This window comes from Desulfosporosinus sp. BICA1-9, assembly GCF_000802135.1.
On record NZ_JUEE01000034.1, the window covers coordinates 1 to 25,947 of the forward strand.

The 25,947-nt window shown below is 44.0% G+C and carries 23 protein-coding genes, 1 rRNA gene and 1 pseudogene; 1 reads left to right on the top strand and 24 read right to left on the bottom strand.

What is annotated here, in order from left to right; genetic code table 11:
- From JL57_RS04475 to JL57_RS04590, 24 genes are all read right to left on the bottom strand, one after another.
- A 16S ribosomal RNA gene (locus JL57_RS04475) occupies positions 1 to 296 on the bottom strand; the annotation flags it as partial.
- 578 nt (positions 297 to 874) lie between these two features.
- Positions 875 to 2,365 carry a lysine--tRNA ligase gene (gene lysS, locus JL57_RS04480; RefSeq protein WP_034140867.1) on the bottom strand — a complete coding sequence of 497 codons (1,491 nt, stop codon included), beginning with the start codon at positions 2,363 to 2,365 and terminating at the stop codon, positions 875 to 877.
- 238 nt (positions 2,366 to 2,603) lie between these two features.
- On the bottom strand, positions 2,604 to 3,074 hold the full coding sequence (gene greA / locus JL57_RS04485; RefSeq protein ID WP_034140868.1) for a transcription elongation factor GreA: 471 nt from the start codon (positions 3,072 to 3,074) through the stop codon (positions 2,604 to 2,606).
- 232 nt (positions 3,075 to 3,306) lie between these two features.
- Positions 3,307 to 4,263: a tRNA dihydrouridine synthase DusB gene (dusB, locus tag JL57_RS04490; RefSeq protein WP_034140869.1), complete on the bottom strand. Its 957-nt coding sequence runs from the start codon at positions 4,261 to 4,263 to the stop codon at positions 3,307 to 3,309.
- Positions 4,264 to 4,323: 60 nt separating this feature from the next.
- On the bottom strand, positions 4,324 to 5,097 hold the full coding sequence (locus JL57_RS04495) for a type III pantothenate kinase (protein ID WP_034140870.1): 774 nt from the start codon (positions 5,095 to 5,097) through the stop codon (positions 4,324 to 4,326).
- Between the two features lie 29 nt (positions 5,098 to 5,126).
- On the bottom strand, positions 5,127 to 5,672 hold the full coding sequence (locus JL57_RS04500; protein ID WP_034140871.1) for a biotin transporter BioY: 546 nt from the start codon (positions 5,670 to 5,672) through the stop codon (positions 5,127 to 5,129).
- A 154-nt stretch (positions 5,673 to 5,826) separates the two neighbouring features.
- The gene (locus JL57_RS04505) at positions 5,827 to 6,807 is read right to left on the bottom strand and encodes a biotin--[acetyl-CoA-carboxylase] ligase (RefSeq protein WP_034140872.1); all 981 of its coding nucleotides are present in this window, start codon (positions 6,805 to 6,807) and stop codon (positions 5,827 to 5,829) included.
- On the bottom strand, positions 6,808 to 7,680 hold the full coding sequence (gene nadC, locus JL57_RS04510; protein WP_034140873.1) for a carboxylating nicotinate-nucleotide diphosphorylase: 873 nt from the start codon (positions 7,678 to 7,680) through the stop codon (positions 6,808 to 6,810).
- A complete protein-coding gene (nadB, locus tag JL57_RS04515) occupies positions 7,646 to 9,295 on the bottom strand; it encodes an L-aspartate oxidase (RefSeq protein ID WP_291299702.1) in 1,650 nt (549 codons plus the stop codon). The genes nadC and nadB overlap by 35 nt, the downstream gene beginning before the upstream one ends.
- Positions 9,296 to 9,313: 18 nt before the next feature.
- On the bottom strand, positions 9,314 to 10,240 hold the full coding sequence (nadA, locus tag JL57_RS04520) for a quinolinate synthase NadA (RefSeq protein WP_045691514.1): 927 nt from the start codon (positions 10,238 to 10,240) through the stop codon (positions 9,314 to 9,316).
- Between the two features lie 64 nt (positions 10,241 to 10,304).
- Positions 10,305 to 10,688, bottom strand: coding sequence for an aspartate 1-decarboxylase (gene panD / locus JL57_RS04525; RefSeq protein WP_034140875.1), 384 nt, complete (start codon positions 10,686 to 10,688; stop codon positions 10,305 to 10,307).
- A complete protein-coding gene (gene panC, locus JL57_RS04530) occupies positions 10,681 to 11,538 on the bottom strand; it encodes a pantoate--beta-alanine ligase (protein WP_034140876.1) in 858 nt (285 codons plus the stop codon). Before panC ends, panD begins: the two co-directional genes overlap by 8 nt.
- A 16-nt stretch (positions 11,539 to 11,554) precedes the next feature.
- Positions 11,555 to 12,490 carry a Rossmann-like and DUF2520 domain-containing protein gene (locus JL57_RS04535; RefSeq protein WP_366556979.1) on the bottom strand — a complete coding sequence of 312 codons (936 nt, stop codon included), beginning with the start codon at positions 12,488 to 12,490 and terminating at the stop codon, positions 11,555 to 11,557.
- A gap of 275 nt (positions 12,491 to 12,765) precedes the next feature.
- Positions 12,766 to 13,239: a 2-amino-4-hydroxy-6-hydroxymethyldihydropteridine diphosphokinase gene (gene folK / locus JL57_RS04540; RefSeq protein WP_034140878.1), complete on the bottom strand. Its 474-nt coding sequence runs from the start codon at positions 13,237 to 13,239 to the stop codon at positions 12,766 to 12,768.
- Complete coding sequence (gene folB, locus JL57_RS04545) at positions 13,236 to 13,613, bottom strand: dihydroneopterin aldolase (RefSeq protein ID WP_034140879.1); 378 nt, start codon at positions 13,611 to 13,613, stop codon at positions 13,236 to 13,238. The genes folK and folB overlap by 4 nt, the downstream gene beginning before the upstream one ends.
- Complete coding sequence (gene folP / locus JL57_RS04550; RefSeq protein ID WP_034140880.1) at positions 13,600 to 14,814, bottom strand: dihydropteroate synthase; 1,215 nt, start codon at positions 14,812 to 14,814, stop codon at positions 13,600 to 13,602. The genes folB and folP overlap by 14 nt, the downstream gene beginning before the upstream one ends.
- A gap of 14 nt (positions 14,815 to 14,828) precedes the next feature.
- The gene (locus JL57_RS04555) at positions 14,829 to 15,311 is read right to left on the bottom strand and encodes an HD domain-containing protein (protein ID WP_291299703.1); all 483 of its coding nucleotides are present in this window, start codon (positions 15,309 to 15,311) and stop codon (positions 14,829 to 14,831) included.
- A 38-nt stretch (positions 15,312 to 15,349) separates the two neighbouring features.
- Positions 15,350 to 16,060, bottom strand: coding sequence for a DUF881 domain-containing protein (locus JL57_RS04560; protein WP_034140882.1), 711 nt, complete (start codon positions 16,058 to 16,060; stop codon positions 15,350 to 15,352).
- Positions 16,060 to 16,770: a DUF881 domain-containing protein gene (locus JL57_RS04565; protein WP_034140883.1), complete on the bottom strand. Its 711-nt coding sequence runs from the start codon at positions 16,768 to 16,770 to the stop codon at positions 16,060 to 16,062. Before JL57_RS04565 ends, JL57_RS04560 begins: the two co-directional genes overlap by 1 nt.
- A 177-nt stretch (positions 16,771 to 16,947) precedes the next feature.
- A complete protein-coding gene (ndk, locus tag JL57_RS04570; protein WP_034140884.1) occupies positions 16,948 to 17,397 on the bottom strand; it encodes a nucleoside-diphosphate kinase in 450 nt (149 codons plus the stop codon).
- Between the two features lie 117 nt (positions 17,398 to 17,514).
- Entirely contained in the window at positions 17,515 to 19,455 is a 1,941-nt protein-coding gene (gene ftsH, locus JL57_RS04575) for an ATP-dependent zinc metalloprotease FtsH (RefSeq protein ID WP_034140885.1), read from the bottom strand.
- Between the two features lie 77 nt (positions 19,456 to 19,532).
- Positions 19,533 to 20,957 (bottom strand): tRNA lysidine(34) synthetase TilS, encoded by a 1,425-nt coding sequence (tilS, locus tag JL57_RS04580; protein WP_034140886.1) that lies wholly within the window; start codon positions 20,955 to 20,957, stop codon positions 19,533 to 19,535.
- A 303-nt stretch (positions 20,958 to 21,260) separates the two neighbouring features.
- Entirely contained in the window at positions 21,261 to 23,021 is a 1,761-nt protein-coding gene (locus JL57_RS04585; RefSeq protein ID WP_034140887.1) for a formate--tetrahydrofolate ligase, read from the bottom strand.
- Between the two features lie 265 nt (positions 23,022 to 23,286).
- Positions 23,287 to 25,377 (bottom strand): SpoIIE family protein phosphatase, encoded by a 2,091-nt coding sequence (locus tag JL57_RS04590; RefSeq protein WP_034140888.1) that lies wholly within the window; start codon positions 25,375 to 25,377, stop codon positions 23,287 to 23,289.
- A gap of 436 nt (positions 25,378 to 25,813) precedes the next feature.
- On the opposite strand from JL57_RS04590, the pseudogene JL57_RS04595 reads away from it, so the two are divergent.
- A pseudogene (locus tag JL57_RS04595) lies at positions 25,814 to 25,947 on the top strand (IS110 family transposase); the annotation flags it as partial.

The following is a 25,947-nucleotide window of genomic DNA, read 5'->3' on the forward strand; positions in this document are numbered from 1 at the left end:
GCCTTGGTAGGCCTTTACCCCACCAACTAGCTAATCAGACGCGGGTCCATCCATAATCGGTAGCATATACAGAGGCCACCTTTCCTTAGTCGTTGATGCCAACATCTAAGATTATCCGGTATTAGCCCTCGTTTCCAAGGGTTGTCCCGGCTTTATGGGTAGGTTACCCACGCGTTACTCACCCGTCCGCCACTAAAAACTTCTCTAAGTAAACTTATTGAAATTCTCCGTTCGACTTGCATGTGTTAGGCACGCCGCCAGCGTTCGTCCTGAGCCAGGATCAAACTCTCCAAAAAAAGTTATTCAAACTTCTTAACTTGAAGAAGATGATTCGCTCATGATTTATTTTGAAACTCTCTCGAGTTTCTCTCATTGACTGTCCTTGTTGTTTAGTTTTCAAAGACCATGGATGGCACATTACTCTTGGGCCAGAGCATCATTTTAGCATTTCAAACCTAAGTTGTCAATACTAATTTTTAACAATAACCCTTACATTTTTATTCGCTTTAGATATACGTTCTTATTCAACAATATTGCCAAGCGAACAAATAATACTATACCATAAGACTGACATAGAATTCAAGCACCTCTAGGGCCGATAATATAACTTTAATACCCATAAACGACGTGTATTCTCCTCTATGCTCCTAATATCAATGCTATGTGATTTTATTATTAGCTGGGTTCTTAGTTCAGATGGAATTTCAGACTCCACCTGAACATTAGAAATTTATCCACCCGTTAATTGCAGCTTACCTAACAGTTTAGAAGTAAGGGATTAACGTCTGTTAGCTCTGAGGTAAATAATTATTGCCCATGAACAAGACTGACCCTAATTAGGGTCAGTCTTGTTTATGGGCAATTCTCTTTGATATTACTCTTCAACCTCTTCGAGCTGAGTATTCTCATCTCTTGGCCGCATTGTCGGGAAAAGAATGACATCCCGTATAGATGCTGAATCCGTTAAAAACATGACTAAACGGTCAATCCCTACGCCTAAGCCACCCGTGGGCGGAAGCCCGTACTCAAGCGCCTGTACAAAATCTTCATCCAAAATATGAGCCTCATCATCCCCTTTAGCCCGTTCGGAAGCCTGTGCCTCAAAACGCTGTCGCTGATCAATAGGGTCATTTAACTCAGAAAAGGCGTTAGCAAGTTCGCGACCATACATAAATGCTTCAAAGCGATCCGTATATTCCGGTTGATCAGCGTTACGCTTCGCTAACGGAGAAATTTCTACGGGATGTCCAATGATAAAGGTTGGCTGGATAAGATTCGGTTCAACGAATTCCTCAAAAAACTCGTTGATGATTTTTCCGCGGGATGCCTCTGCATCTACATGCAGGCCTTTCTCGCGTGCGACTTGGCGCGCCTGTTCATCAGTATCCAACGTCTTAAAGTCGACTCCCGAGTACTCTAGAATACCGTCCAACATTGGAAGCCGTCGCCACGGAGTCTCGAAGTTAAGGGTTTGACCTTGATAAGTGATTTCCTGCGTTCCGTGCACTCTTTGAACAATATTCGCAATCATTTCTTCCGTTAATTCCATGATATCTTCATAATTTGCGTACGCTTGATAAAGCTCCATCATCGTAAACTCTGGATTATGTTTGATTGAAATTCCTTCGTTTCGGAAGGTACGTCCAATTTCAAACACTTTCTCAAAGCCACCCACAATAAGACGTTTTAAGGGCAGTTCAAGGGCAATCCGCAAATATAGATCAATGTCAAGAGCGTTATGATGTGTGGTAAACGGGCGCGCTGCCGCTCCACCGGGGATTGCATGAAGTGTGGGTGTTTCAACTTCTAGAAACTCTCGTTCCTCTAAAAACTCTCTCATGTACCGTATGATTTTACTCCGAGTGACAAATACTTGGCGAACATCCGGATTCATGACTAAATCCAAATATCGTCTACGATAACGTGTTTCCACATTCGTTAGACCATGAAACTTCTCTGGAAGGGGACGCATCGCCTTGGAAAGCAACAAGACATTACGGGCATGGATAGAAATCTCTCCACGCTTTGTACGAAAAACCTTTCCTTCTACCCCGACAATATCTCCCACATCAAATTTAGTAATTAGATCAAACATCGTTTGCCCTAATTCATCACTACGTATGTAAGCCTGGATTCGTCCACTAATATCCTGAACGTGAACAAAGATGACTTTTCCTTGATCTCGTTTACTCATAATTCGACCCGCAATCTTGACGTCTTGGCCTTCTAACTCCATAAATTTCTCCAAAATTTCAAGCGCTTTATGGGTGCGAACATAACGATCCGCGTAGGGTTCAATTTTAGCTTGGCGAAGCAATTCAAGCTTTTCTAAGCGAATTCGCCAGAGGTCATTGGTGTTATCCATTCTTTGTTCCTCCATTATTTATGCTTATACCTTCAATTTTACCAAACTAAGTACTGACTAAACAAGCAGAGTCTACATCCGAAATAAAATTTCCATATTATGGTGATCAAAACATTAATAAACAAAGTGCAGTATCTGAACCTGGTAAAGCCCCAGTTACAGAAACACTGCACTCTAAATAAACTTATTGCCTAAAACCTATATCTATCCAGTAATTCTCTTGATCCTTAAAGGTATTCTATTTAATATCCAGAATCTGATAGTGTAAAATACCTGCAGGAACATTGACTTCAACCACAGACCCTTTACTCTGACCCAACAGCGCTTTACCAACCGGTGATTCGTTAGAAATTTTGTTGGTACCAGGATCCGCCTCAGCTGAACCAACAATAAAGTACTCCTCTTCCTCACCAAAGTCAACGTCTTTAAGACGTACTTTTGCGCCAATTGCTACAACATCCGATCCCTCTAATTCATCGATGATTCGCGCATTTCTAAGCATTTTTTCAAGAGTTATAATCCGTCCTTCGATAAAGGCCTGATCGTTCTTAGCATCATCATACTCTGAGTTTTCACTAATGTCTCCAAAATCAATAGCCTGCTTTATGCGTCCAGCAACTTCACGGCGTTTCACAGTTTTAGATAGTTCCAACTCTTCCTCAAGTTTTTTGAGGCCTTCTAATGTTAGAATGACTTCTTTTTCAGCCATAATTTCCTCGCTCCCTTTTCTCGTCCTACGCATTACGCGGCTTATCTCATGTAGCGCGCTTTTCCAATTATGGTATGCGTACTCCCTTTAGTCTAGGAACTTCTTAAAAAAGATTCCTCAATTACATTACTCGTTATTATAAGGACCTTGCAAATTATTGTCAAGGATTAGGCTCTTTTCCTTAACGAGCATTGCACCCATAATATTTCTTATTTCTACAAATACTATTCTCCTATTCCAATATACGACTGAAGATTGTTCGCATTTCTTCAATCGTCTTGGTTTGCATAATCTCATCTCGGAGTTGGGCAGCTTTAGAAAACCCTTTAATATACCATACAGCATGTTTTCTCATTTCGTTAAGACCTATTCGCTCTCCTTTATAACGCAAAACTCGGTCAAAATGCTGCAACGCAATATGGATACGTTCCTCCTTGGTCGGTTCAGGTAATAGTTCCCCACAATTTAAAAAATGCTGAGTTCTAAGGATCAGCCACGGATTTCCTAGAGCACCTCGTCCAATCATGACCCCATCACAGCCTGTTTGCTCAATCAATCGACTGGCATCCTCAGGTTTGAAAACATCCCCATTGCCAATAACCGGGATGCTGACTTCTTGCTTGACTCGTCCTATCCAATCCCAATCTGCATAGCCTGAATAAAATTGCTCTCGAGTTCGCCCGTGAACCGTGAGCATTTGAACTCCAACAGACTCTAGCCCTTTCGCCAGTTCGAGAGCCACCATTTTGTTGTCATCCCAACCCAGCCTCATTTTCACTGTCACCGGCACATCTACCGCTTGCACAACGGCTGAAGCAATAGCTTGTGCGCGAGGAAGATCCTTGAGTAGCGCCGATCCTTCCTGGTTTTTTACGATTTTTTGAGCAGGACAACCCATATTAATATCGATGACATTGGCGCTACATTCTATCGCTAATACAGCAGCCCGGGCCATTGTCTCGGGATCTGAACCAAAAAGCTGTACAATCCTAGGTTCTGCCTCTCCATGCAAGTCGAGCATACTCAAGGTCCTTGAGTTTTGATAGGTCAAGGCTTTATCACTGATCATTTCAGTCCAAACATACTTACCACCGACTGAGCAGACTGTTTCACGAAATGCTTTATCCGTGACACCTGCTAAAGGTGCTAAAAACACCGGGACTCCAAGATCATAATCTCCAAGCTTCATGTCTTTTTCCTCTTATCCGATTTTCACAATACCCCCACTTTTAGAAGTGGGGGTATGAGTTCACTTATTATTCCTGTTCCGCTCATAGATTAATACCAACCCTTCAAGGGTTAAAAATGGGTCTACCTTTTCAATCGTATCAGATTCTTGAGAAATCATTTCCGCTAATCCACCGGTCGCGATTACTTTAGTGTCAGATCCTAACTCCGCCTTCATCCGTTTCACAATCCCGTCAACTTGGCCGGTAAAACCATAGTAAATTCCGGATTGCATTCCAGCTACCGTGTTTTTTGCAATCACTGCTGTCGGTTTAACCATTTCGATACGAGGTAACTTCGAAGCCCTCTGAAACAACGCTTCTGTTGAAATCCCGATTCCAGGAGCTATTGATCCGCCCAAATACTCTCCACGTTTGGATACTACACAGAACGTCGTCGCCGTGCCAAAATCCACAATGATCAGCGGTCCTCCATACTTAGCATAAGCCGCCACAGCATTTACTATACGGTCAGCTCCAACTTCTCTAGGGTTGTCATAAACGATAGGCATCCCCGTTTTAATGCCGGGCCCTATAACTAGGGGTTCAACGCCAAAGTACTTTCGAACCAGAGCTTCTAAAGTGGGCATTACGGGCGGAACTACTGAGGAAATAACGACAGCACTGATTTTTTGAAATGTCAAACCACTAAAATCGAATAAATTTTTAATAACTACCGCATACTCATCCATAGTACGGGATTTATCAGTAGAGACTCTCCAATGATGGGTCATTGCCCTCTCATCATAGACCCCCAACACAATGTTTGTATTACCCACATCAAATAAAAGAATCATAATAACGCTCCTTTGGTCAGTAAATCCCTTTAGGTAGCTTGACTACGCCGACGAACTACTTCTAGCCCAACCCAGACGGCAATTCCTGCTTTGATTAGATCCCCCAAAATAAATGGAACAAAGCCAATCATCATAACACCAGCTATACTTGTCGGACGATGCAACACCCAATGTAAGATAATATAGAGATAGCTTAAACCAAATAAATACAAGGTGACCAGTCCAGCTAGCACACCCATAATCGCACTCCAATAGCTTCCTTCACGGTACACCCGGCCCACAACATAGGCTGCAGCTACATTGCCAAGGAGAAATCCAAAGGTTGGCTTTAGGATGTAGCCGAATCCTCCAAATGGTGCCGATGAAAAGACAGGCAACCCAAAGAGTCCCAAAATTAAATACACCACCATAGCCATAGCCGCATACTCTGCCCCAAGAATAAGACCGGACATCAGAACTAAAACTGGTAAAACACTGAACGGAACTAACGCCGGTGAAACCCAGTGAAGCATCATTCCTGCCAAACACATGAGTGCCGCCATCACAGACGTCATAGCTAATTTTCTCGTATTCACTATAAATCCCCCTCTATTGTAAACTTCTCTATGGATTTTAGTTTACAATAGATCTCAACTGCTTGCAATCCAATTTAGTTTAAGTATTATAAATTATTAGGCTTTGCAAAAACCCTTACACTAAAAAGGTTCGTCAAGAGCGGAACTTACAAACTTAAAAATAGCTGCTCTTTTTGGATCTAAGTTGAATTTCTCCAGCTGAAAAACTTTTCTCTCCATCCTCGGTTTCTAAAAGCAGGGCTCCATCGATTGAGATACCCTTAAAGACTCCTTGAAGCACTTGTTCACCCCGTAGGATTATTATTTCCTCGCCTAGACCAACTGCTCTTTCCGACCACTTGAGCCTTAACTCTTCAAACGCTTTATTTTCCAACAACTTCAATTCGATTTCCATATTTTTGAGGATTCCAGCGGTCAAACGATTGAGGTCTACTTCATAGCCGAGTATTTCTTGAAGAGTTATAGCGCTCAATGAATCACTTAGTTTTTCTCTTGGGAAATTTGCATTTAAGCCTAATCCCACAATCAAGGTTTGAACAGCATTCCATTCCCCAACAACCTCTCCGAGGATTCCTGCAAATTTTTTACCTTGGTATATTAGGTCATTCGGCCACTTGATCCCGATACGCAACTGAAACAATTCTCTCAAAGCATCTACTATGGCAACACTCGCAGCAAGGGTGATTTTTGAGGCATCCGCTAAGGATAAATTGGGCCGTAGAACTACGGACATCCAAATTCCTCCCCTCGGAGATTCCCACTGCCGCTGTAAGCGCCCTCGTCCTGAACTTTGACTGTTGGCTAGAACAACATGCCCGTGAACCGCGCCAAGACGAGCCTGCCCTTTAGCATGATCGTTTGTCGACGACAACACATCTACAAGCTCCATCGTGCACCCTAACGAGGTTGTAGTTAGCGCTTGCTTTAATACCCACTCATTAAGGGAATTGGGAGTTTTCAATAAGCGGTAACCATTCTTCGTCTGGGCCTCAATCTCAAACCCTTCTTCTTTCAGAATTTTAATTTGTTTCCAAATAGCTGACCGCGTAACCTTCAAATGTTGGCTAATCTTTTCACCCGACACATAGTCTTCTGGGTGTTCAGCGAGGAGGTAAAGGATGTCGTGACGTACCATCTAAATTCCTCTTTCCCAACTTGCCTTCGTTGAGGCTTTTATATCGCCAAGATCAAGACTAAAGTCCATCGCCTTGACCGAATGGGTTAAAGCACCGATCGAAATCAGGTCAATCCCTGTCTCGGCAACTTCACGGAGACGTCCTTCCTGCATCCCTCCCGAGGCTTCAACGATTGCCCGCTTGTCGATATAAAGAACCGCTTCTCGCATTTCTTCTATTCCCATGTTGTCTAGCATAATAACATCGACACCACAAGTCACAGCCTCTTTCACCTGTTCGATACTTTCACACTCCACCTCAATCTTAATCATATGCCCCACTTGAACTCGGATCCGTTCGACTGCCGCAGTTAATCCACCCACTGCAGCAAGATGATTATCTTTTAACATCACCGCATCATACAGCCCAAATCGATGGTTTTGTCCACCGCCGACCCTGACCGCATATTTCTGTAAAGCACGCCACCCTGGCAAAGTTTTACGTGTATCCACGATCTGAACTGAAAGCCCCGCGACTTGATCGACTGCTAGTTTTGTTGCTGTGGCAATTCCTGAGAGGTGTTGTAAGAAATTTAACGCCGTCCGCTCTCCTTGTAAAATACTGCTTAAAGAGCCGACTAGCTCTAGCACAACCCTCCCGACCTTCACTCTATCTCCATCTTTGGCCAAGCTATGAACCTGAATCCGTGGATCTACACTCAGAAAGACTTGCTCGACCAGCGACAGACCGGCGACTACGCCTTCTTGTTTGGCATAAACTTTAGCCAACCCTGTCAAGTCGTCTGGCAAAATCCTAGTACTAAGGTCCCCCGACCCGATGTCTTCCCTCAATGCCCGATCAATCAGTTCCTGAAACTGGAACGTAGCGTACATGATATCCCTCCTTGCTTTGTAGAGAGTGCTTCTGCCAAAGATCATCCAGCTGCAACGGATAGTCCGATCGGAAATGACCGCCTCGACTCTCCTGACGATCGAAAGCGGCTTTAGCAATTGCCACTCCCACAGACAACATGTTGTCTGCTTCAAAGTCTTCAACACAGCATGCTGGGACGTTGTCTTCCTCCCAAGCCATTAATAATTCTTTGGCCTTCCTGAGGCCAGCCTCATCTCGTAAAATACCCACAGAATCCCACATTAAATCTTTGATCCGATTCTTCAAATCTTGACCTTTTAATGGTTGTACGGATTTATTAATTCCTGGTCCGGTTAGATTTAGACTTCCTCCAGGGCTAAGAACTCCCTCCCATGAAGGGCGTTTTACTTCGATCTTTTCTCTAATCTTCTCTACGATGCGTGCCCCGAAAACTAATCCATCCAGCAAAGAGTTACTTGCTAGCCGATTCGAGCCATGGACTCCATTACAAGCGCATTCCCCTGCCGCATAGAGATTTGGGAGGCTGGTTTCCCCATAAGAATTTGTCGCAATCCCACCCATCATGTAATGGGCAGCCGGGGCAACTGGCAAAGGTCTAGTCAAAACATCCATCCCGTATTTCAAACAAGTTTGGCGAATAGTAGGGAATCGTTCTAGAATTCGTTTCTGCCCAATTGGCCGAAAATCTAAGTAAACGAGCCCTTGGTTCATTTCCTTCCAGATTGCCCGAGCGACAATATCGCGCGGTGCAAGTTCCTTCCCGAAAACATTGTCCATAAAGCGTAGCCCTGCGGCGTTCAACAAATGAGCACCTTCTCCACGCACAGCTTCCGAAATAAGAAAACGGGGCGCATCAGGAATTAACAACGCCGTAGGGTGAAATTGCACAAATTCCATATCCATTAAGTCTGCCCCAGCACGCAAGGCTACTGCCATTCCGTCGCCCGTTGCAACACTGGGATTAGTGGTATAGCGATAAATTTGCCCCAAACCTCCTGTAGCCAGAACTACGGCTTTGGCTAAGTGCCCTTCAAGCTCTCCTGTTTCCTCATCAAGAACTAGGGCTCCTACTATATCCCCTTTATTATTCTCTAATAGATCCACCACAAAACGTCCTTCTAAGGCGGTAAGGTTAGGGCTGTCTTTTGCTTTAGCAACTAGAGCACGCTCGATTTCCCAGCCTGTAGCATCCCCCAAGGCGTGCAGTATTCTGCGCTGGCTATGTGCGCCTTCACGCGTTAGGGCAAGTTCCCCATCCTGGCGGTCAAATTGAGCACCCATACCCATAAGTTCTTCAACACAAGTAGGGCCCTCTTCGACCAAAACCCTTACTGTCGACGGATCACAGAGCCCCGCGCCAGCTAGTAAGGTGTCCTCGAAGTGCAAGGTAGGAGAGTCTGCTTTATCAATAGCTACCGCAATCCCACCCTGGGCGTGCTCAGTATTACTTTCTTCAATCGTTTTCTTGGTAAGGACAGTAACTTGTAAATGCTTACTCGCTTTGATTGCTGTATAAAGTCCAGCAATACCGCTTCCCAAAACAAGCACGTCCGAGTCAAAGACCTTTACCCCTGATTTGGACCATGGGAATAAATACCGTCTCAATCTGCCCATCCCCTACTCTTTTGCTGCTTATAAGGCCAGCATTCTGTCCAGTGCCTGCTTGGCTCTGACTCGTATCTCCTCTTTCACCGTAACACGGGGAGAGAGGGTTTGAAGTGCATCTCGAACTTGAGCTAAGGTTGTCATTTTCATATTTGGACAAACCAAGCGTTCTGAAGCAAGATAGAATTCTTTATCTGGGCAAACCTGATGGAGTCGATGTAAAATTCCGGACTCTGTTCCCACAATAAATTCTTGGTTCTCTGAGTTCTGAGCGTAGGAGATTAAACCTGCTGTAGAACCAATATAATCGGCTTCTTGACATATTTCTTCTCGGCATTCCGGATGCACGATTACCTTGGCTGAGGGATGCGCTTTTCTGGCTTTAAGGATGTCTTCTTTCGTCAAGCGATCATGCGTTTTACAGTACCCAGGCCAGAACTCAATTGGACGCTCAAGGATATTTGCAGCGTAACGGCCAAGATTTTCGTCCGGAATAAATAGGATATCTTTTCCCTCTAAAGATTGTAATACTTTCACGGCGTTCGATGAGGTGCAGCAGATGTCGCTCTCTGCTTTAACTTCTGCAGATGTATTAACGTAACAGACCACCTGAACTCCGGGAACCCTCTTTTTATAAGCCCGTAAACCCTCGGCATCAACCATGTCCGCCATAGGACAACCCGCCTTCATCTCGGGCAATAAAACTACTTTATCGGGTGATAGAATAGCGGCACTTTCTGCCATAAAATGGACACCGCAAAATACAATAACTTCCGCATCTGTCATGGCCGCCTTTTGACTTAACTGCAAGGAATCTCCTACGAAATCGGCAATATCCTGGACCTCTGGTCTTTGATAATAGTGGGCCAAAATAACTGCTTTACGGTCTCTTTTGAGAATTTCAATCTCCTTAGCTAATGTCTGAAATAACCCTTCGTTAATGGTATGTTTCATAATTTTTCGCCCTCTCTTGATCACAGACTATAGTTCCGGGTACAAAGTCAACTCATCTAACGTTTTAGGATTTTTGCCCATGTATTTCTTGTGAAGAAATCTTTGTCTCACGGTTTTCCCCATCGACAAAGACTACTTTAGGCTGGTATAGATGTGCTTCTTCATCGGTTAATACTGCGTAAGAAATTATAATGACTTGATCTCCGACTTGTACTTGTCGGGCAGCTGCACCATTTAGACAAATCACTCCTGAATTTCTTGCTCCGGAAATCACGTACGTTTCAAATCTTGCCCCGTTGTTATTGTTTACTACTTGAACTTTCTCATTCTCCAAAAGATCTGATGCTTCCATTAATGCGCTATCAATCGTAATACTTCCTACATATTGAAGATTTGCTTCAGTAATAGTGGCTTTATGAATCTTAGATTTCATCATTGTTCTAAACAATCGTTTCAACCTCCACTACTTTATTATCGATTAATCTCGTTGTCCCAAATTTAACCGCTAACGCAATAAGCACTGGGCCCTTAATCTCCGTTACTTCAGATAAATCTCCTGCAGCTCTGACTTCTACGTAGTCAATAAGGCCATGACTCTCTTGATGGATCCTTGCTCGTATCTGTCTCTCTATTTCCCGTGCCGATCGTTGTCCAGCCCGCAACTGTTCTTCAGCTTCATTAAGGCTTTGAGACAAAATTACGGCTTCCTGACGGTCTAAGGTCTTTAATAACACATTACGGGAACTCATAGCCAAACCATCTTCTTCACGAACAATCGGGACAGGACAAATCTCAATTGGGAAATTCAGATCACTGACCATTCGTTTGATGATTAGATATTGCTGATAATCCTTCTGGCCAAAAAAGGCCATGTCGGGTTCGACAATATGAAATAGCTTACTGACTACCGTTGTTACTCCACGAAAATGGCCGGGACGGGTTGCACCACATAGCACCTTATCCAATTCACCCACCTCAACATACGTGACCATGGGGCGGGGATACATTTCTTCAACTGTGGGATGGAATAGGGCATCAACCCCTGCGTCTCGAATTAATCGGACATCCCTCTCTAAATCCCTAGGGTAACGCGACAAGTCTTCATTAGGGCCAAATTGCAAGGGATTGACAAAAATGCTCGCAACCACGAAGGTATTGGTTTGTTTGGCATGCTCAATCAAGGTTAAATGTCCCTTGTGCAAATAACCCATGGTTGGAACGAGGGCTATTTTACGCCCCAGTTTTTTTTCAGAGGCTATCCAATCACGCAATTCTGGAATAGACGAAGTTCTCCTCATTACTTATTCCGCCTTTCTAGTTGTCATTCAGTTGCACCGATTTTCGAAGCAACGACTTCAACAACTCAAATTCCTCTAATGGGTAGGTTATCCCTTGCAGAGCCTTCTTGCTTTCTCCTAACTCTAAAGCCTTAGAGCCTAAGCTTTGGTAAATCTCCACTAGTCTAGGTGACAAGTGATTTAAGTGGCCTTGTATTACTTGAACATCTCCCCGCGCAATCGGCCCAGTCAACGCCTGAGGCAATCCAACCTGCTCTAAATTGAAAAGCGTCCCTCTCATCAGTGGCAGCAAAGAGGCTAGAGCTTCTTCCCCTTGGATTCCTGCTTCTGCGAAAAGCTCAACTGCTAACGAGGCAAGTACCACCAAATAGTTTGAGGCCACGACTGCACCCGCATGATAAAGTGTCTTTTGGTCTGGCAAGATTCTATGGGGGATTCCTCCTAAATCCTTGACGATCCCCTCACCAAGTTCCTCATTGTCCCCCTCGATCCCGAAGTGAGTTCCTGAAATAATTGCCAAGGCATTTTCGACACTGGCAAAGGCCTGCAGTGGATGTAGCGACAAACAACTGACAGGTAAGCTCTCTTCTACTCGTAAAATGTTTGACGGTAGTGAGCCAGAACAGTGAATCCATGATTGTCCTGATTTTATCAGAGCCCTAACACTGAGAGTTTCTGCAATCGAGCGAATTACACCATCCTGCGTGGTAATGAACAAACTTTCAACCGCAGGGACAAGCTCCTCCAAGGAAAGATGATCTTTATTAAGATAACTTCGAAACCGCTGATATGAACGATCACTGCGGGTATGAACTCCGATACATTCATGCCCAACCTCTTCGAGCCGCACTGCTAAGGCTGTTCCTACGATTCCTGCTCCAATAATTCCAAATTTCATCTCGCCCCTCCTCTTAAGCTCTAGATTAACGTTCCGCCTAGCCGACTTGTCCATTAAGAAAATTGGCGAGCATCCGCTTGGTTTCACTCTTCCTGACTAGTAAAAAAAACGCCTTCACGAACGTGAAGGTACTTCTTCTTTACCCTCCGTCTCGGTCAAATTAGATCCAAGCGGTTTTATAGATATATAGTTGTTCATTAAATTTCAATTATGATATGTGCTAATTCTAACCAGACAGTACGACTCCTTAGATATCGCCTACTATACATTAGTTCGCACATTTTGTTCAAAGTACCTGTTTTAGATGTGGCTGATACTCATTGAATGTACTAATTTTCAGGTGCCAAAGGGTACACTTTCCCTTCTCCGGATACTTCAGAAATCAATCTTCCTGAGGGCAAGACGAGGTTTGGTGCAATCTCTCGTAAGGGGGCAAGCACAAATTCTCGCTCTTCCAAGAGTGGGTGTGGCAATCTTAATTCTTCAGTCTCACTGACTATATTATCATAAAAAAGCAGATCAATGTCAATGGTCCTTGATCCCCAATGAACTTTTCGTTCTCGTCCCAGTTGAAGTTCAATCCCCTGACAATAATGAAGAAGCTGGAGTGGTTCAAGGGTTGTTTCAATTTCCAGAACTTGATTCCAATACAGAGGCTGATCCATAACACCCCATGGTTCTGTTTCATAGATGCGGGAAATTACCCTAATCGTAATCATTGGACCTGCCAAGGCCGAAATCGCCGCTCTAAGATAATAGGCTCGATCTCCCAGATTACTACCTAAGCCTAAAAATACCTTCATGTTTGTCCACCGGCTTCACGCCAAATCTCCACGGAAACATCTCTAAAAATCCCTGGAATCGGAGCTTGTGGTTTATGCACTTCAACCCGTACAGAGAGGCACGAAAACTGCCCTAAAACGCGGCCAGCAATTTCCTCGGCCAAACGTTCGATTAAAAGAAATCTACTCTCTGTAACACAAGCTTTGATAACCTGATATACCTCCCCATAATGGATCGTATCCTCAACTTGGTCTGAAGAGCCAACTTTGCTCATATCAAGAAAAAGGTCCATGTCAATCAAAAACTTCTGTCCCAACACTTGCTCCTCAGGCAATGCCCCGTGGTAAGCATAAAAATCTAAGCCCCGCAAATGAATTGCGTCACGCCCCCTCATAATATACTCCTCTCTGCCCTCTCACTATAGCATCTGCCATTTGCACTGCTCTGACATTGGCTTGAACATCATGGACACGGATGATATCCACCCCCGAAACGACACCAAGAACACTGGTCGCCAGAGTACCTTCTACTCTCTCGTCGACGGTTAGGTTTAAGGTCTTGCCAATCATAGATTTGCGAGAGGTTCCTAGTAAAACTGGATGTCCGAGGGTTTTGAACTCGGCCAATCGAGCCATAACCTCAAGATTCTGCTCTGTGGTTTTACCAAAGCCAATTCCCGGATCGACAATAATTTGATCTCCTGATAATCCTTGTGCTTCAGCAAGTTCAATGCTATGTCTTAAAAAGTTCATCATGTCACCCATAAGATGATGATAGGTTGTTCCTACTTGATTATGCATCACAATGACAGGAGCCTTATACTCTCCAACAACTCTAGCCATGTCCGGATCTTTCTGCAAGCCCCACACATCATTAATCAGGTGAGCTCCAGCTTCAAGTGCTCTAGCTGCAACCTTTGCTTTATAAGTATCAATCGAGACGGGAACTGAGACACGTTCCAAAAGAGTTTTAAGGATTGGTTCTATGCGACGCCACTCTTCATCTGGACTCACTTCCTCATGCCCGGGACGTGTCGACTCCGCGCCGATATCTAAAATATCCACGCCTTCTTTAATCATACGTTCCGCTTGCTCAATGGCATTTTCAAGATTAAAGTATCTGCCTCCATCAGAGAACGAATCCGGGGTTACATTTAGGATTCCCATGACCAATGTGCGCTCCCCGAGCTTCAGTTCCAAGCCTCGGCAATTCAAGCTGCGGATCTTCGAAATTTCGAGAGTTTTTAGTAACAGCATTAAATCATGACCAATTTTTTTAAGCCCAAAAGGTTGGGCCAATATCTTTGGCACCAGTTTCTCCAGTTGCCGAGTTGTACCCAGCAACATGACATCAGTGGCCTCCACATTATTCGTAATAACCTCACGGTGTACAGCTGCATCCCCTCCCACCGAGAGCATTTCCTGTTTAAGAATATGTGCTACACGTAAAGGAACCTGCTCTAATTTTATGGCTCTACCTACTGCTTTCCCCGCCATATGAGCTATTCCCCCAGGATCAGAACCAATTTGTGTTAGGGCCATTTTTGCTTCTAACACATTATTGAGGGTAACCCACCGTAAGCCATATGTTTGCATTTGTATGTCCTCCCCTAATACACGATCAGTTTCATCTCAGGTTTAAACTTATGACAATGTGTCTGCATGGCACAATGACGACAATCTCTGGAACAATCATCCGCTATCGCCAAAGCTTCTCCCAAAAGGGTCAGATTGCCGTCATGATGTCTGCGATGTTCACGAATTCCTGTTAGAATCACTGGTATATCCTCTGAGCTAAAATTGCTCTCTTCAAGTAAGGGGAGAGCCAGCCGTGCGCTTACCTCTGCATGATCTTCACCCGTTTGGTACTCAACCCAACGGCCAATATCATGGAGCAGCGCAGCAGCGTAAACCCCCTCTTTCGAGAGGGTAAGTTCCCCTCTTTCCAGAAGATACGCATAAGCGATCCGAGCAACGCTTAATCCATGATCAAAGCCGTGCTTACAATAAGGACGTCCCTTTTCCAAATCTTCGATCTTTTCCATGTAGCTCAAGTAATCCGCATTTTCTAAGATTTGGTTAACGCGGGCCATTGAATGCAAAATCTTGTCACTCCCTACACTTCATCAACCTACTCAATGAGAGCATCCCATGGTTTTGCTTGTTGAAATGAATACGCCCCCTTGAAGGATGGTATACATATTGTTTTCCTCGCGATGCTTACCGTCAAACCATTCTGTTTGAGGGTTACAGCTTCAAGTTTTGAAAAATAGTCCAAAAGCGTTTCTTGATCCCCAATCGCGGTCAATTCATAAGGAATCCCCTCAGAACGGTTAATCGGTACTTGGTTAACCAAGATCGTCGAACTACCACTCAGGACGATAGCCGTCGAGGCAACGACCCGCTGATCGTTAATACTGATTGCCTCAGCACCAGCCAACTTTAAGGTGTTAATCATCCGAGAAATGTCATCTGTCCTGAGCGGAAACAGAACCTTTTTATTCCGGTCATCAATACTTATCTGTATCCCGGGCCCCTCTACCGCTTGAGTCCCAGCGTGCATCTGTAATTGCTTCAAATGCACAAGAAGTTGAGGATCCGTTCCTACTTGTTGCCGAGCTAAGTCTAATCTCTCTGATAATTCGCGATGGGTTTTCTGAAGTTGAGCATTTTGCTCTTGAGAATTTGACAGCACAGCTTTCATCTGAATCATACGTTGCGCACTAATCTGCTCAGCAGCGGATACATTCTTTTGAGTCTGAACCTGAAGAGATATTAAAAAACCTAAGGCGATTGCCACCATGGTGACAGGCAAGGCTAAGTTTCTTTTCCAACGCTTCATTAAGATCCCTCCTTAAGAGGTTCAGCATACTGATAATCTCTAAGTTTTCCTGCCGGAATTGTGACGTCATTTATTACCTCTAGTTTACGGGTAATTCCATATAACTCTTGAAACTCACCCAGTCTATCCCAACCATAAAACTTAAGAGCTGCCGATAAATTGTATGAATCACCAATCGCACCAATCACATAAGGAGGCATTTGACGGGTCCCATTGATCTGGATAAAAGCCCCTCCGCAAAACACTTCCGTAAATGTCGTTACACGTTGACCATTGATTGCAATAGCTTCTGCCCCACCATTCCATAGAGCGTTTAAAATCTCTCGAATGTATTGTTCATGAATAAGATAGATATTAGGATCTTCATCTCCGGTGGCAACGCGTGTTGAATCATCGAGAGTAATCCTTATTCCTTGACCAGTAAGTGCCACTAACCCTGCATTCATTCTAGCTTCTTGAACTTGTTGATTTAGCAAGGCGGAGGCACTTTGACCCTGGGCATATTTCAACAATTCTTGCTGTATCTTCTCATTCTCAGTGGAGAGTTGTTGATTTTCTTGTTCCGTTTTAATTAGGCTAGGCACAGCCGTTTCCTGAAGTGACACCTGACTGCCCGCAACTCCCTGTGCCTTAATCAAAATTATGAAAAGAAATCCCAGTAAAACAGAGGCCAAACCTAATAGAGCGCGTTCTTTTTTATCTAAATACACTTATCACACCTCCATACCCATATCGTAGCGGCCGCTTCATTCATAAAGTGAACTCGTTCAGTTATAGTTGAACATGGAACACTACTTACTGGGAGTCTTAAACGTGGATATCTTAACCCCGTAATGAATATTATTATTTAGTTTAATAAAGGGACACCCATGCGGGCGTCCCTTTTCTTATTCACTCAGCCATTCGTCGCCCGCTTTTTGATAATCTAGGAGTTCCTCGGGTTTAAAATAAAGCGCTATCTCGCGTTCTGCACTTGTAAGCGAGTCTGAGCCGTGAATGATATTCCGACTAATATCCATCCCATACATCCCCCGAATAGAGCCTGGATTGGCATTCGCTGGATTTGTAGATCCCATTAGTTCGCGAGCCAGCAACACCCCGTTTTTCCCTTGCCATACCATCGCGACGACCGGAGAGGACATAATATAGCTGACCGTCGGTTCAAAGAACCCCTTGCCTCGATGTTCTGCATAATGTGCTTCAGCAAGGGCACGATCCACTTGAATCAACTTCATGCCGGCGAGTTTTAACCCCTTCTTCTCAAAACGGGCAATCACCACACCCACTAAACCCCTCTGAACTGCATCTGGTTTCAGCATAATGAATGTACGTTCCATCTCAGATTCTCCCCTCAAAGTGATCTAACCTGAATCTTATCTAGTAAGACTCCCACTTCTATATGAGTGGGAGTGGTACACTGTACTCTGCTTCTCGACTTTAGTTGAACGAGTTCACTATTTTTTATCTAACTCAATGTCCACTGTTTGACTTGGCAAGTCTGAATCCTGGGAACCACTTTTTTCAGCGATTTCTAGCGGACTACCCTTTTCTAAACTTATAGAAACTTCGCGACCTTCGACTGCCTCCACATTAACCACAAACTTTTCCATCAGAGCTGCAAAATCTTTAACATCCAGGGTTTCTTTCTCCATCAACGCCTCAGCAATGGCGTGTAATTTATCAATATTTTGCTGTATGAGATTCTGAGCATTCTGGTAGCACTCATCAATAATGCGGCGTGCTTCCTTGTCAATCGAGTAGGCCACTGCGTCACTATAACTACGATCACGAGAAATATCTCTGCCCAGGAAGACTTGCTCTTCTTTGTGACCAAAGGTTAGAGGGCCCAGTTCTTCGGACATGCCCAGCTCTGTGATCATTTTCCGAACTATCCCCGTCGCCCGCTCCAAGTCATTAGAGGCACCTGTACTAATTTCATGAAGTACTAAAGCCTCAGACACTCGCCCGCCTAGCAGCATGGTTACCTGATCCAACAGTTGGGATTTGGTCATATAATTGCGATCTTCTTTCGGCAAAAGAAGAGTATATCCCCCTGCCCTTCCACGCGGGATAATTGATACCTTGTGTAAGGGATCCGTATGAGCGAGAAGCTCTCCGAGTAAGGCATGCCCCGCTTCATGATACGAAACTAGTTTCCGTTCAAAGGGACTTATCACTCGACTCTTTTTCTCCGGTCCTGCGATAACTCGTTCAATCGAATCTTCTAACGCCTGCTGTCTAATTTGAGTTTCATTCCGACGAGCAGAGAGAAGTGCCGCCTCGTTCAGCAAGTTGGACAAGTCTGCGCCTGTAAAACCAGAGGTTTGTCGAGCAATCACTTGAAGATCTACATCCGTTGTCATTGGCTTGCCCTTGGCATGGACTTTTAAAATCTCTTCGCGCCCTTTAACATCTGGAACATCCACCACAACTTGGCGATCAAAACGACCTGGCCGTAAAAGCGCGGGATCAAGGACATCTGCCCTATTCGTAGCCGCGATAATAATAACACCATCGTTCCCGTTGAATCCATCCATCTCTACAAGAAGTTGATTAAGGGTTTGTTCCCGTTCATCATGCCCCCCACCTAAACCAGCTCCCCGTTGCCGGCCAACAGCGTCAATCTCATCAATAAATACGATACAAGGGGCGTTTTTCTTGGCTTGTTCAAACAAATCTCGAACTCGTGAAGCTCCAACTCCTACGAACATCTCCACAAAATCCGAGCCACTGATGCTGAAGAATGGTACGCCTGCTTCTCCAGAGACAGCACGAGCAAGGAGGGTTTTACCAGTTCCAGGAGGGCCAAACAATAAAACTCCGGTAGGAATCTTCGCCCCTAGTTCATGAAACTTCTTCGGTTGCTTCAAGAATTCAACGACTTCCTCAAGCTCCTCTTTAACCTCATCTGCTCCGGCAACATCGGCAAATGTCACCTTTTTCTTGTCTTCCCCGACAAGACGGGCTTTACTTTTCCCAAACTGCATTACCCGGTTTCCACCACCCTGGCTTTGTTGCATCATGAAGAAGAACAAACCAACAATGATGATAATGGGGAGCATTGTGGTTAGAAGTCCGACCCACCACGGAGACTTAGGGGGTGGTTCAACGACAAAGTTAATGCCGCGGGAATATAAATCTGTTGCAAGTTGTTGATCATTGGCCAGGCCAACTACCTCGTGCTTTTTATCGTCCTTCATTGTGACTGTGTACTTTGTAGAATTATCTTCTACGACACCGACGACACTTTTAACCTGATCCTCGACAACTGCCTTTTTAAAAGCGTTATAATCCATTCCAATCTCTTTGCTAACGGGAGGGGTCGACCATTTAATTAACATAATCGCCATGAGAATTATTAGAAGATAAATTGCCGCATTCTTAAAGACCTTCAAATATGGTCCTCCTCTCTAGTTAGGAAACTGCCTCATTACAAAGCAATTCCTCATATTATACCATGCAGTATTAGGTTTTACAATGAATTCAAATTAGACTCGCACTTGTGTTTGAAAATACAGTAAGCCTTTTTCCCTTCGTTTCCAAGGCGGTAAAGGTCGCTCTGACGAACACCAGGAATCCAAAGCACTTCTGTTCCGCAAGCAATCAGTGGCATATGATTTCTTGCTTCGACAGAAATATTTTCTTCTTGAAAAACCTTTTTGAGGGACTTATGCCCTACACCCTGAAACCACATTTTGTCTCCCTGGCAACGTGTACGACATACCAGTTGTACCGGTAGCTGGGCTAAGCGGTCATGGTCAAAAACTGCTACTATATCCCCCAAACTTTGTGAATCATCCTTCATGGGTTTAGGACTCCAGTCCTTCAATAATCCAATATTCATGTTCAAATTAGGAATTTCTGCCCACTGCCCCAGAACTATAGGTATCTCTGGAAACACAACCTCATCTTGCTGTACAGATATTGCAGGTCCTTTAAACCAAATACCCTCAGCCGTGATTTTTATCGTCATACCCGGTATGTCCTGCATCCAACCGATCTTTCCCAGGGAATCCATAATTTTTGCAACATAGGAGTATCCCAACCCTCGGGGTTCATGCGCGACCAATGTGGCCGCTCTGCGTAACAGGCGAGACAGTATGGCAGGCGGTTCAGCAAAGACCTCACGGCTTAAGCCGATGGCATCCTGGGAATCTCTGAAATGGTACTTTTCCCAGAAAAGGTCGACTTGCTGAGTTAGATAGTCTTCATCCCAACGAAGAAGCTCTCCTGTACGACCAAGGGCCTCCTGAATTCGAGGGTTGTAATTCCTCTCTAACTCAGGTATCAACTCCAACCGGATTTGATTACGTACGTAAATAGGGTCTTGATTTGACCGGTCGAGCGCAAAAGGCACTGCCTCTTGCTCACAGTAATTCAGAATATCGGCTTTTGTAAACGATAGCAAAGGGCGTATGATCGAGTCTTTAGTCGGATATATTCCAGCCAAGCCGGCAGTTCCACTTCCTCGAAGTAATCGATAAAGTATAGTTTCAGCTTGATCCCCAAGATGATGCGCCGTTGCCAAAAGTGAGCAACCTTCTCTGAGCATATCCTCTTTCCAACGGGCGTAACGCCATTCTCGCGCCGCTTCTTGGAATGATTGACCCATGGTTTTAGCAAATCCTTTGGCATCAAAACGGTGAATTAGACAGGGGATTCCCCACTTGGCTGCCATCTGTTGAACAAGGTGCAACTCGGAATCTGACTCTTTCCGAACACCATGATGAACATGTGTTAACACTAAGGAAATTCTTTTTGCCTCATCCTCTTGTACATATCTCCAAAGAATATGACATAGAGCCATTGAATCCGGACCACCAGATACTGCGACCATAACTTTAGTTTTGGGATCGATCAATTGAGGTAATATGTGAGTGCGTAGTTTTTCGTACATACCTTCAATCCCCTTTACGAAACAAGCATCAGCCAATAAAGATTCAAATCCCTATTAATCCAAATACATTGGCCTGCTTAAGCTATGGTTATGGTTGTAGTTATAGCTTCTACGAAAAATTAAAATTTCAAACCTATTTTCCTTAACTATTCTAACACTTTAAATTGATCACTAGCAATAGTAGGGTTAATTCATATATCGCCTCAACTAGAATAAAAAAAGGGCCCGATTTCTCAAGGCCCTAAAAATATTTGGTCTAAGAACCATTGTAGAGGCAATTCATGGAATTGCCTCTACAAAATCTTAGAATAAGCCGCTAACTTTACCAGTCTTGGTGTCAACGTCAATTCTTCTGTAAGCGGGGTCTGAACTTGTACCAGGCATCAAACTGATTGTTCCGGCCATCGGGCAAAGGAATTTCGCTCCACCATAGACTAAGATATCACGGATCGGTAATCTCCAGCCTGTTGGCACACCTTTTAGAGTGGGATCGTGGGATAGGCTCAAATGGGTTTTAACCATCATAGTGGAGAAGTCGGCATAATAGGGATCTGATTCAAATTTCTTAGCCTTTGCTTCTGCTTCTGGTGACCAATCTACGCCGTCTGCCCCGTAAACTTCTTTAGCGATAAGCTCAACGCGTTCACGCAGTGGCATTTCTAATGGATAGAGGCATTTGAATTGGGATTCTTCTGTGCAAGCATCCATAACTGTATCTGCTAATTCTAAAGCACCATCTCCACCGCTGAGCCAGTGATCAGAATGAGCACAACGAGCTCCTGCAGCCCTGACAATTTTCTTAATCAAGTCAATTTCTGCTTGGGTGTCTGTGTAGAAACCGTTAATGCAGACAACTGGAACAATTCCAGATTTTTTAATAATTCCAAGATGGTGAAGCAGGTTAGCGCAGCCTTTTTCAACCAGTTCGAGATTTTCTTGGGTATACTCTGCCGGTAATGGACGACCCGGTACGACTGCAGGTCCGCCGCCATGCATTTTAAGAGCACGAATAGTTGCTACGAGAACGGAAACATCTGGTTTTAAGCCGCCCAAGCGAGCTTTAACGTTCCAGAATTTCTCAAATCCAATATCTGCTGCAAATCCGCTTTCCGTAACATGATAATCAAACATTTTGAGACCAACGCGGTCCGCAATAATGGAAGATTGCCCGATAGCAATATTAGCAAACGGACCAGCATGAACCATGACAGGTTGACCTTCAGCTGTGTAACAAATGGTTGGATTAATCGTGTTACGCATCCAGGCGGTCATTGCGCCATCGACTTCTAAGTCCTTAGAGGTAACAGGTTGGCCGGTTTTACTATAAGCAACGATAATTTTGCCAATTCGCTCTCTAAGATCCGGAAGATCTTTAGCGACGGCCAAAATTGCCATTAACTCTGATCCAACAGCAATCCCGAATTTAGATGTCATTTGGAAGCCATCTTTTTTACCGCCAATACCAATGATAATATTTCTCAGGCCTTGAGCTGCATAATCGATTACCCAGCCCATTTCAACATTCTTAGGATCGATGTCCAAGCGTTTCAAGCCACGCTTTGCAAGCTCTTCATCCGTATAGTTTGCTTCATGCTGCATCCGGGCATTCAGTGCAACCATGCAAAGATTGTGAGCGTTCATAATGTCATTAATGTCCCCTGTGAGTCCTAAAGAAAATTCAGTCATCGGAATCAACAGAGCGTTTCCACCACCAGCTGCAGTACCTTTAATATTCATCGTAGGTCCGCCGGACGGTTGCCGAACTGCGCCACCAACGTTCTTGCCTCTCTTAGCGAGTCCTTCGATAAGCCCCAGAGTCGTCGTAGTTTTCCCTTCACCAAGTGGCGTTGGAGTAATAGCTGTTACTTCGATATATTTGCCATCGGGTTTATCTCCAAGGCGCTCCATCATTTTCAGAAAGTCTACTTTTGGTGTTTTTCCGTAGGGGATAATTTCCTCTTTCCTGAGTGACAACGTTTCAATTAATTGTTCAACAGTAGGCATGTTTTTTTCGGCCTCTTCGGCAATCTGCCAGTCCTTAAGTTTTGTAGCATCCCAAGCCATTTTTTAATCCGCTCCCTTAAATTAATTTGATTGGCTCCATTATAGCCAGAATTTAAAACTCTGCAGCACCCTCAGTCTAAGGTTTTAAACTTAGGATTCTGAGTAGTTCCAATAAGACATAATTGTTTGATTCGACACATATTTCTGTTATCCTGCTAGCAAGTAAATTTATCCAGCAGATCCTCATGGTAATCAGGTGGAGTCAAAACTCCACCTGATTACGTGTTTCCTATTATCATCCCCTCGTTTTCCTTAAAAATACGCCTCAATCGCTCCAACAGCTTTTCCTGATAACTAATATGATTCCATCATCTTCAAGTGCTCCGCCACCTATGCGGCGAGCCTCCGCGGCAATAAGTTCCGCAATTTCCTGAGACTTAGACTTATTAAGGGCAATTCTCACTAAGAATTCTTGAATCCAATCCGTACCTTCTTTTAAAACATCCTGTACCCCGTCCGTCAATAATATTAAAGTTTCCTCGTTCTCCATCTTCGTCTCAATAACCGGGGTATCAATCTGGTTTAATATGCCCGCAGGAAGACTAGACGAGTCAAAGGACTTAACTCCATCCTTACTGATCAAATACGTGGCAGACGCTCCCACTTTGATTAGTTTAATATTCGTAGATTCCAAATCAATAATAGCCATATCAATCGTTACGAAACTTTCCTCAGGGGAACGCATAACTAGGATGGAGTTTAGTGCCTGAATTGCGCCTTCTGGTTCAAACCCTGTCGTCAATAATTGCTCCAGAAGAGTCAAGGCGGTAGCACTTAACTTGGCAGCGTTTTCTCCCACACCCATACCATCACTCAGCACAAAAGCATGCTGACTTGTCGAGAAAGCTATCGAAGCATAATTGTCTCCACTCATTGAATTGCCAGTTTTGGTAAATGTCGATACCCCTACATCAAGGAAATGTCGGCGACGGCGAGCTAAATTTGATGGCTTGACGATCTCCCAGTTATGCTGAGTATGGAGTTCTTTAGCTAAATTTCCTATGACATGCGAGACATTAAGAAACTGTCGTGACAAGGCCTCTTGGTTCAGTACCAGTCGACGACGCCATGTCTCCTGACTCTTTTCTTGTTCCATGATAAATTGAACCCCTAACAAAATTTCTTTTAAACGCCCACAATGACGCTTCCACTCAACAGGTAGTTGCTTTAATGCTACATCGGTTTGATTCTCTACCAATGCAAACAGTTCAAAGAAAATATGGTAGGTCTTGTAAAACTCTCGATTCCAACAGGCATCCTTTGTAGGACAAGAATGACACACACGCTCTACTAGGACATTCATCAATTCCGAAACTTCTGGACGCAAGTCAAACGTCTCTGACTCAGCCGCTTGATAGCTTAAAGCAATTTCGTCAAAAATTTCAGCTAAGGCCTTTACTTTAGAAACAGTTGTTTCAATCTCGGGAATCGCCTTTGGCTTTAAAAAGTCCTTTTTTGGAGTAGCTCCAGGTAATAATAAAAAGAGAAATAGACCTAGGGTAGAGGAAATAAGCTGGGAATATATTACTTCTTGTTGCAAGAAGACTGTCAGCATCATCATTACTGCTATAAAAGCGGTTCCAATTCCTAGTTTACCAAACCGACGAAATGCTCCTGTGCAAAAACCTGCTAAACCGTAAATTCCTGCATCCATCAGAGTTTGACTGCTCAACGATAATTGAGGTAAAAACCCTAATAAGGCACCTACACCCGCTGACGTGCCCGCGCCGTATCGTTCAGATATAAATAAAACGAAAAAGCTTAGTAAGACCACGGAGATATTGATTTCCATAAATTGAACACCTTGAAGTCCACTAATCAGTCCGATGAGAATAAATAACCAGGCTATTCCTTGCTCACGCTGGAATTCACCACTCCAAATGGCCTCCTGATGGCTCAAAGCGAACCAGAAAATGATTGCAAATCCTCCTGATAATACACTATAAAGACCCACCGAAAGGAATGCATAAAGATCTGGTTTGACAAGACTCATGGCAAAGCCTGAAATAATGGCTGCCATCAAACCCGTTAGAATAACCAAATACGTTCCTTGACTCTTCTTTTTGCGTACGGAGGGCAATGTCACCAGCAAAGCCCCTAAGATAAACACCACCTGCAAAGCGAAGGAAAGGTCTTTCAAGGAAATCACGCCGATAAGAATTCCTAATAGACCAAACGGAAATCCATTTTCTCTTCTCAATATCAAAGCAGCTCCGAACGCGACCCCAAAGGGATGGAGGCCTAGGATACTTCCTCTCGCCAACAACCCGCCTAATACCAAAGGGAAAAACATTCCTTCAACTGAGATTCTACTTCCCAGACTCCGATCCATTTTTAACGTTGCCCATTCTGCCATAATGCCACCTCTTACCCATTTATTGGTAACATTATAGCTTAGCGCAATAGAAAACCTTGTCTAGTCAAGTCAAACAAACACAACAACTTTCGACGTTGTTAGTTAAATCTCTCTAATAAGATCTGCATTAACCCTATAGCACTCTAAAATATGCCGACATTTTCAAGAAATATATAAAGAAACAATCATGAACCCCGGCGTTCACAAATTAGAATGAAAATGTTTTCCAGTCATGCGAATTCCATAGTCTTCCATTTGGAATACTCTTATTGGCGGGAGTTAAATATCCGCAAGTTTATTGGTGGAATTTCCCCCGTTAAAGAAACTGGTTTCAGTAACCTTTGAGTACAAATTAGTGTGCCTTGAGCACGTGTAAGAAATTTCTTTTAGTTTCAGGTTACTGAATCTCCCGCCAATTAATTAAAGGAGGGTTCAAATGGACGCTATTTTGGAATCATGTGCTGGCTTGGATGTTCACCAGGAAACAGTTGTAGCTTGTATACTCACTGGTCCTCTTGATCTAAAGCCTAAGAAAGTAGTTAAAACGTTTTCTACTACAACGACCGAACT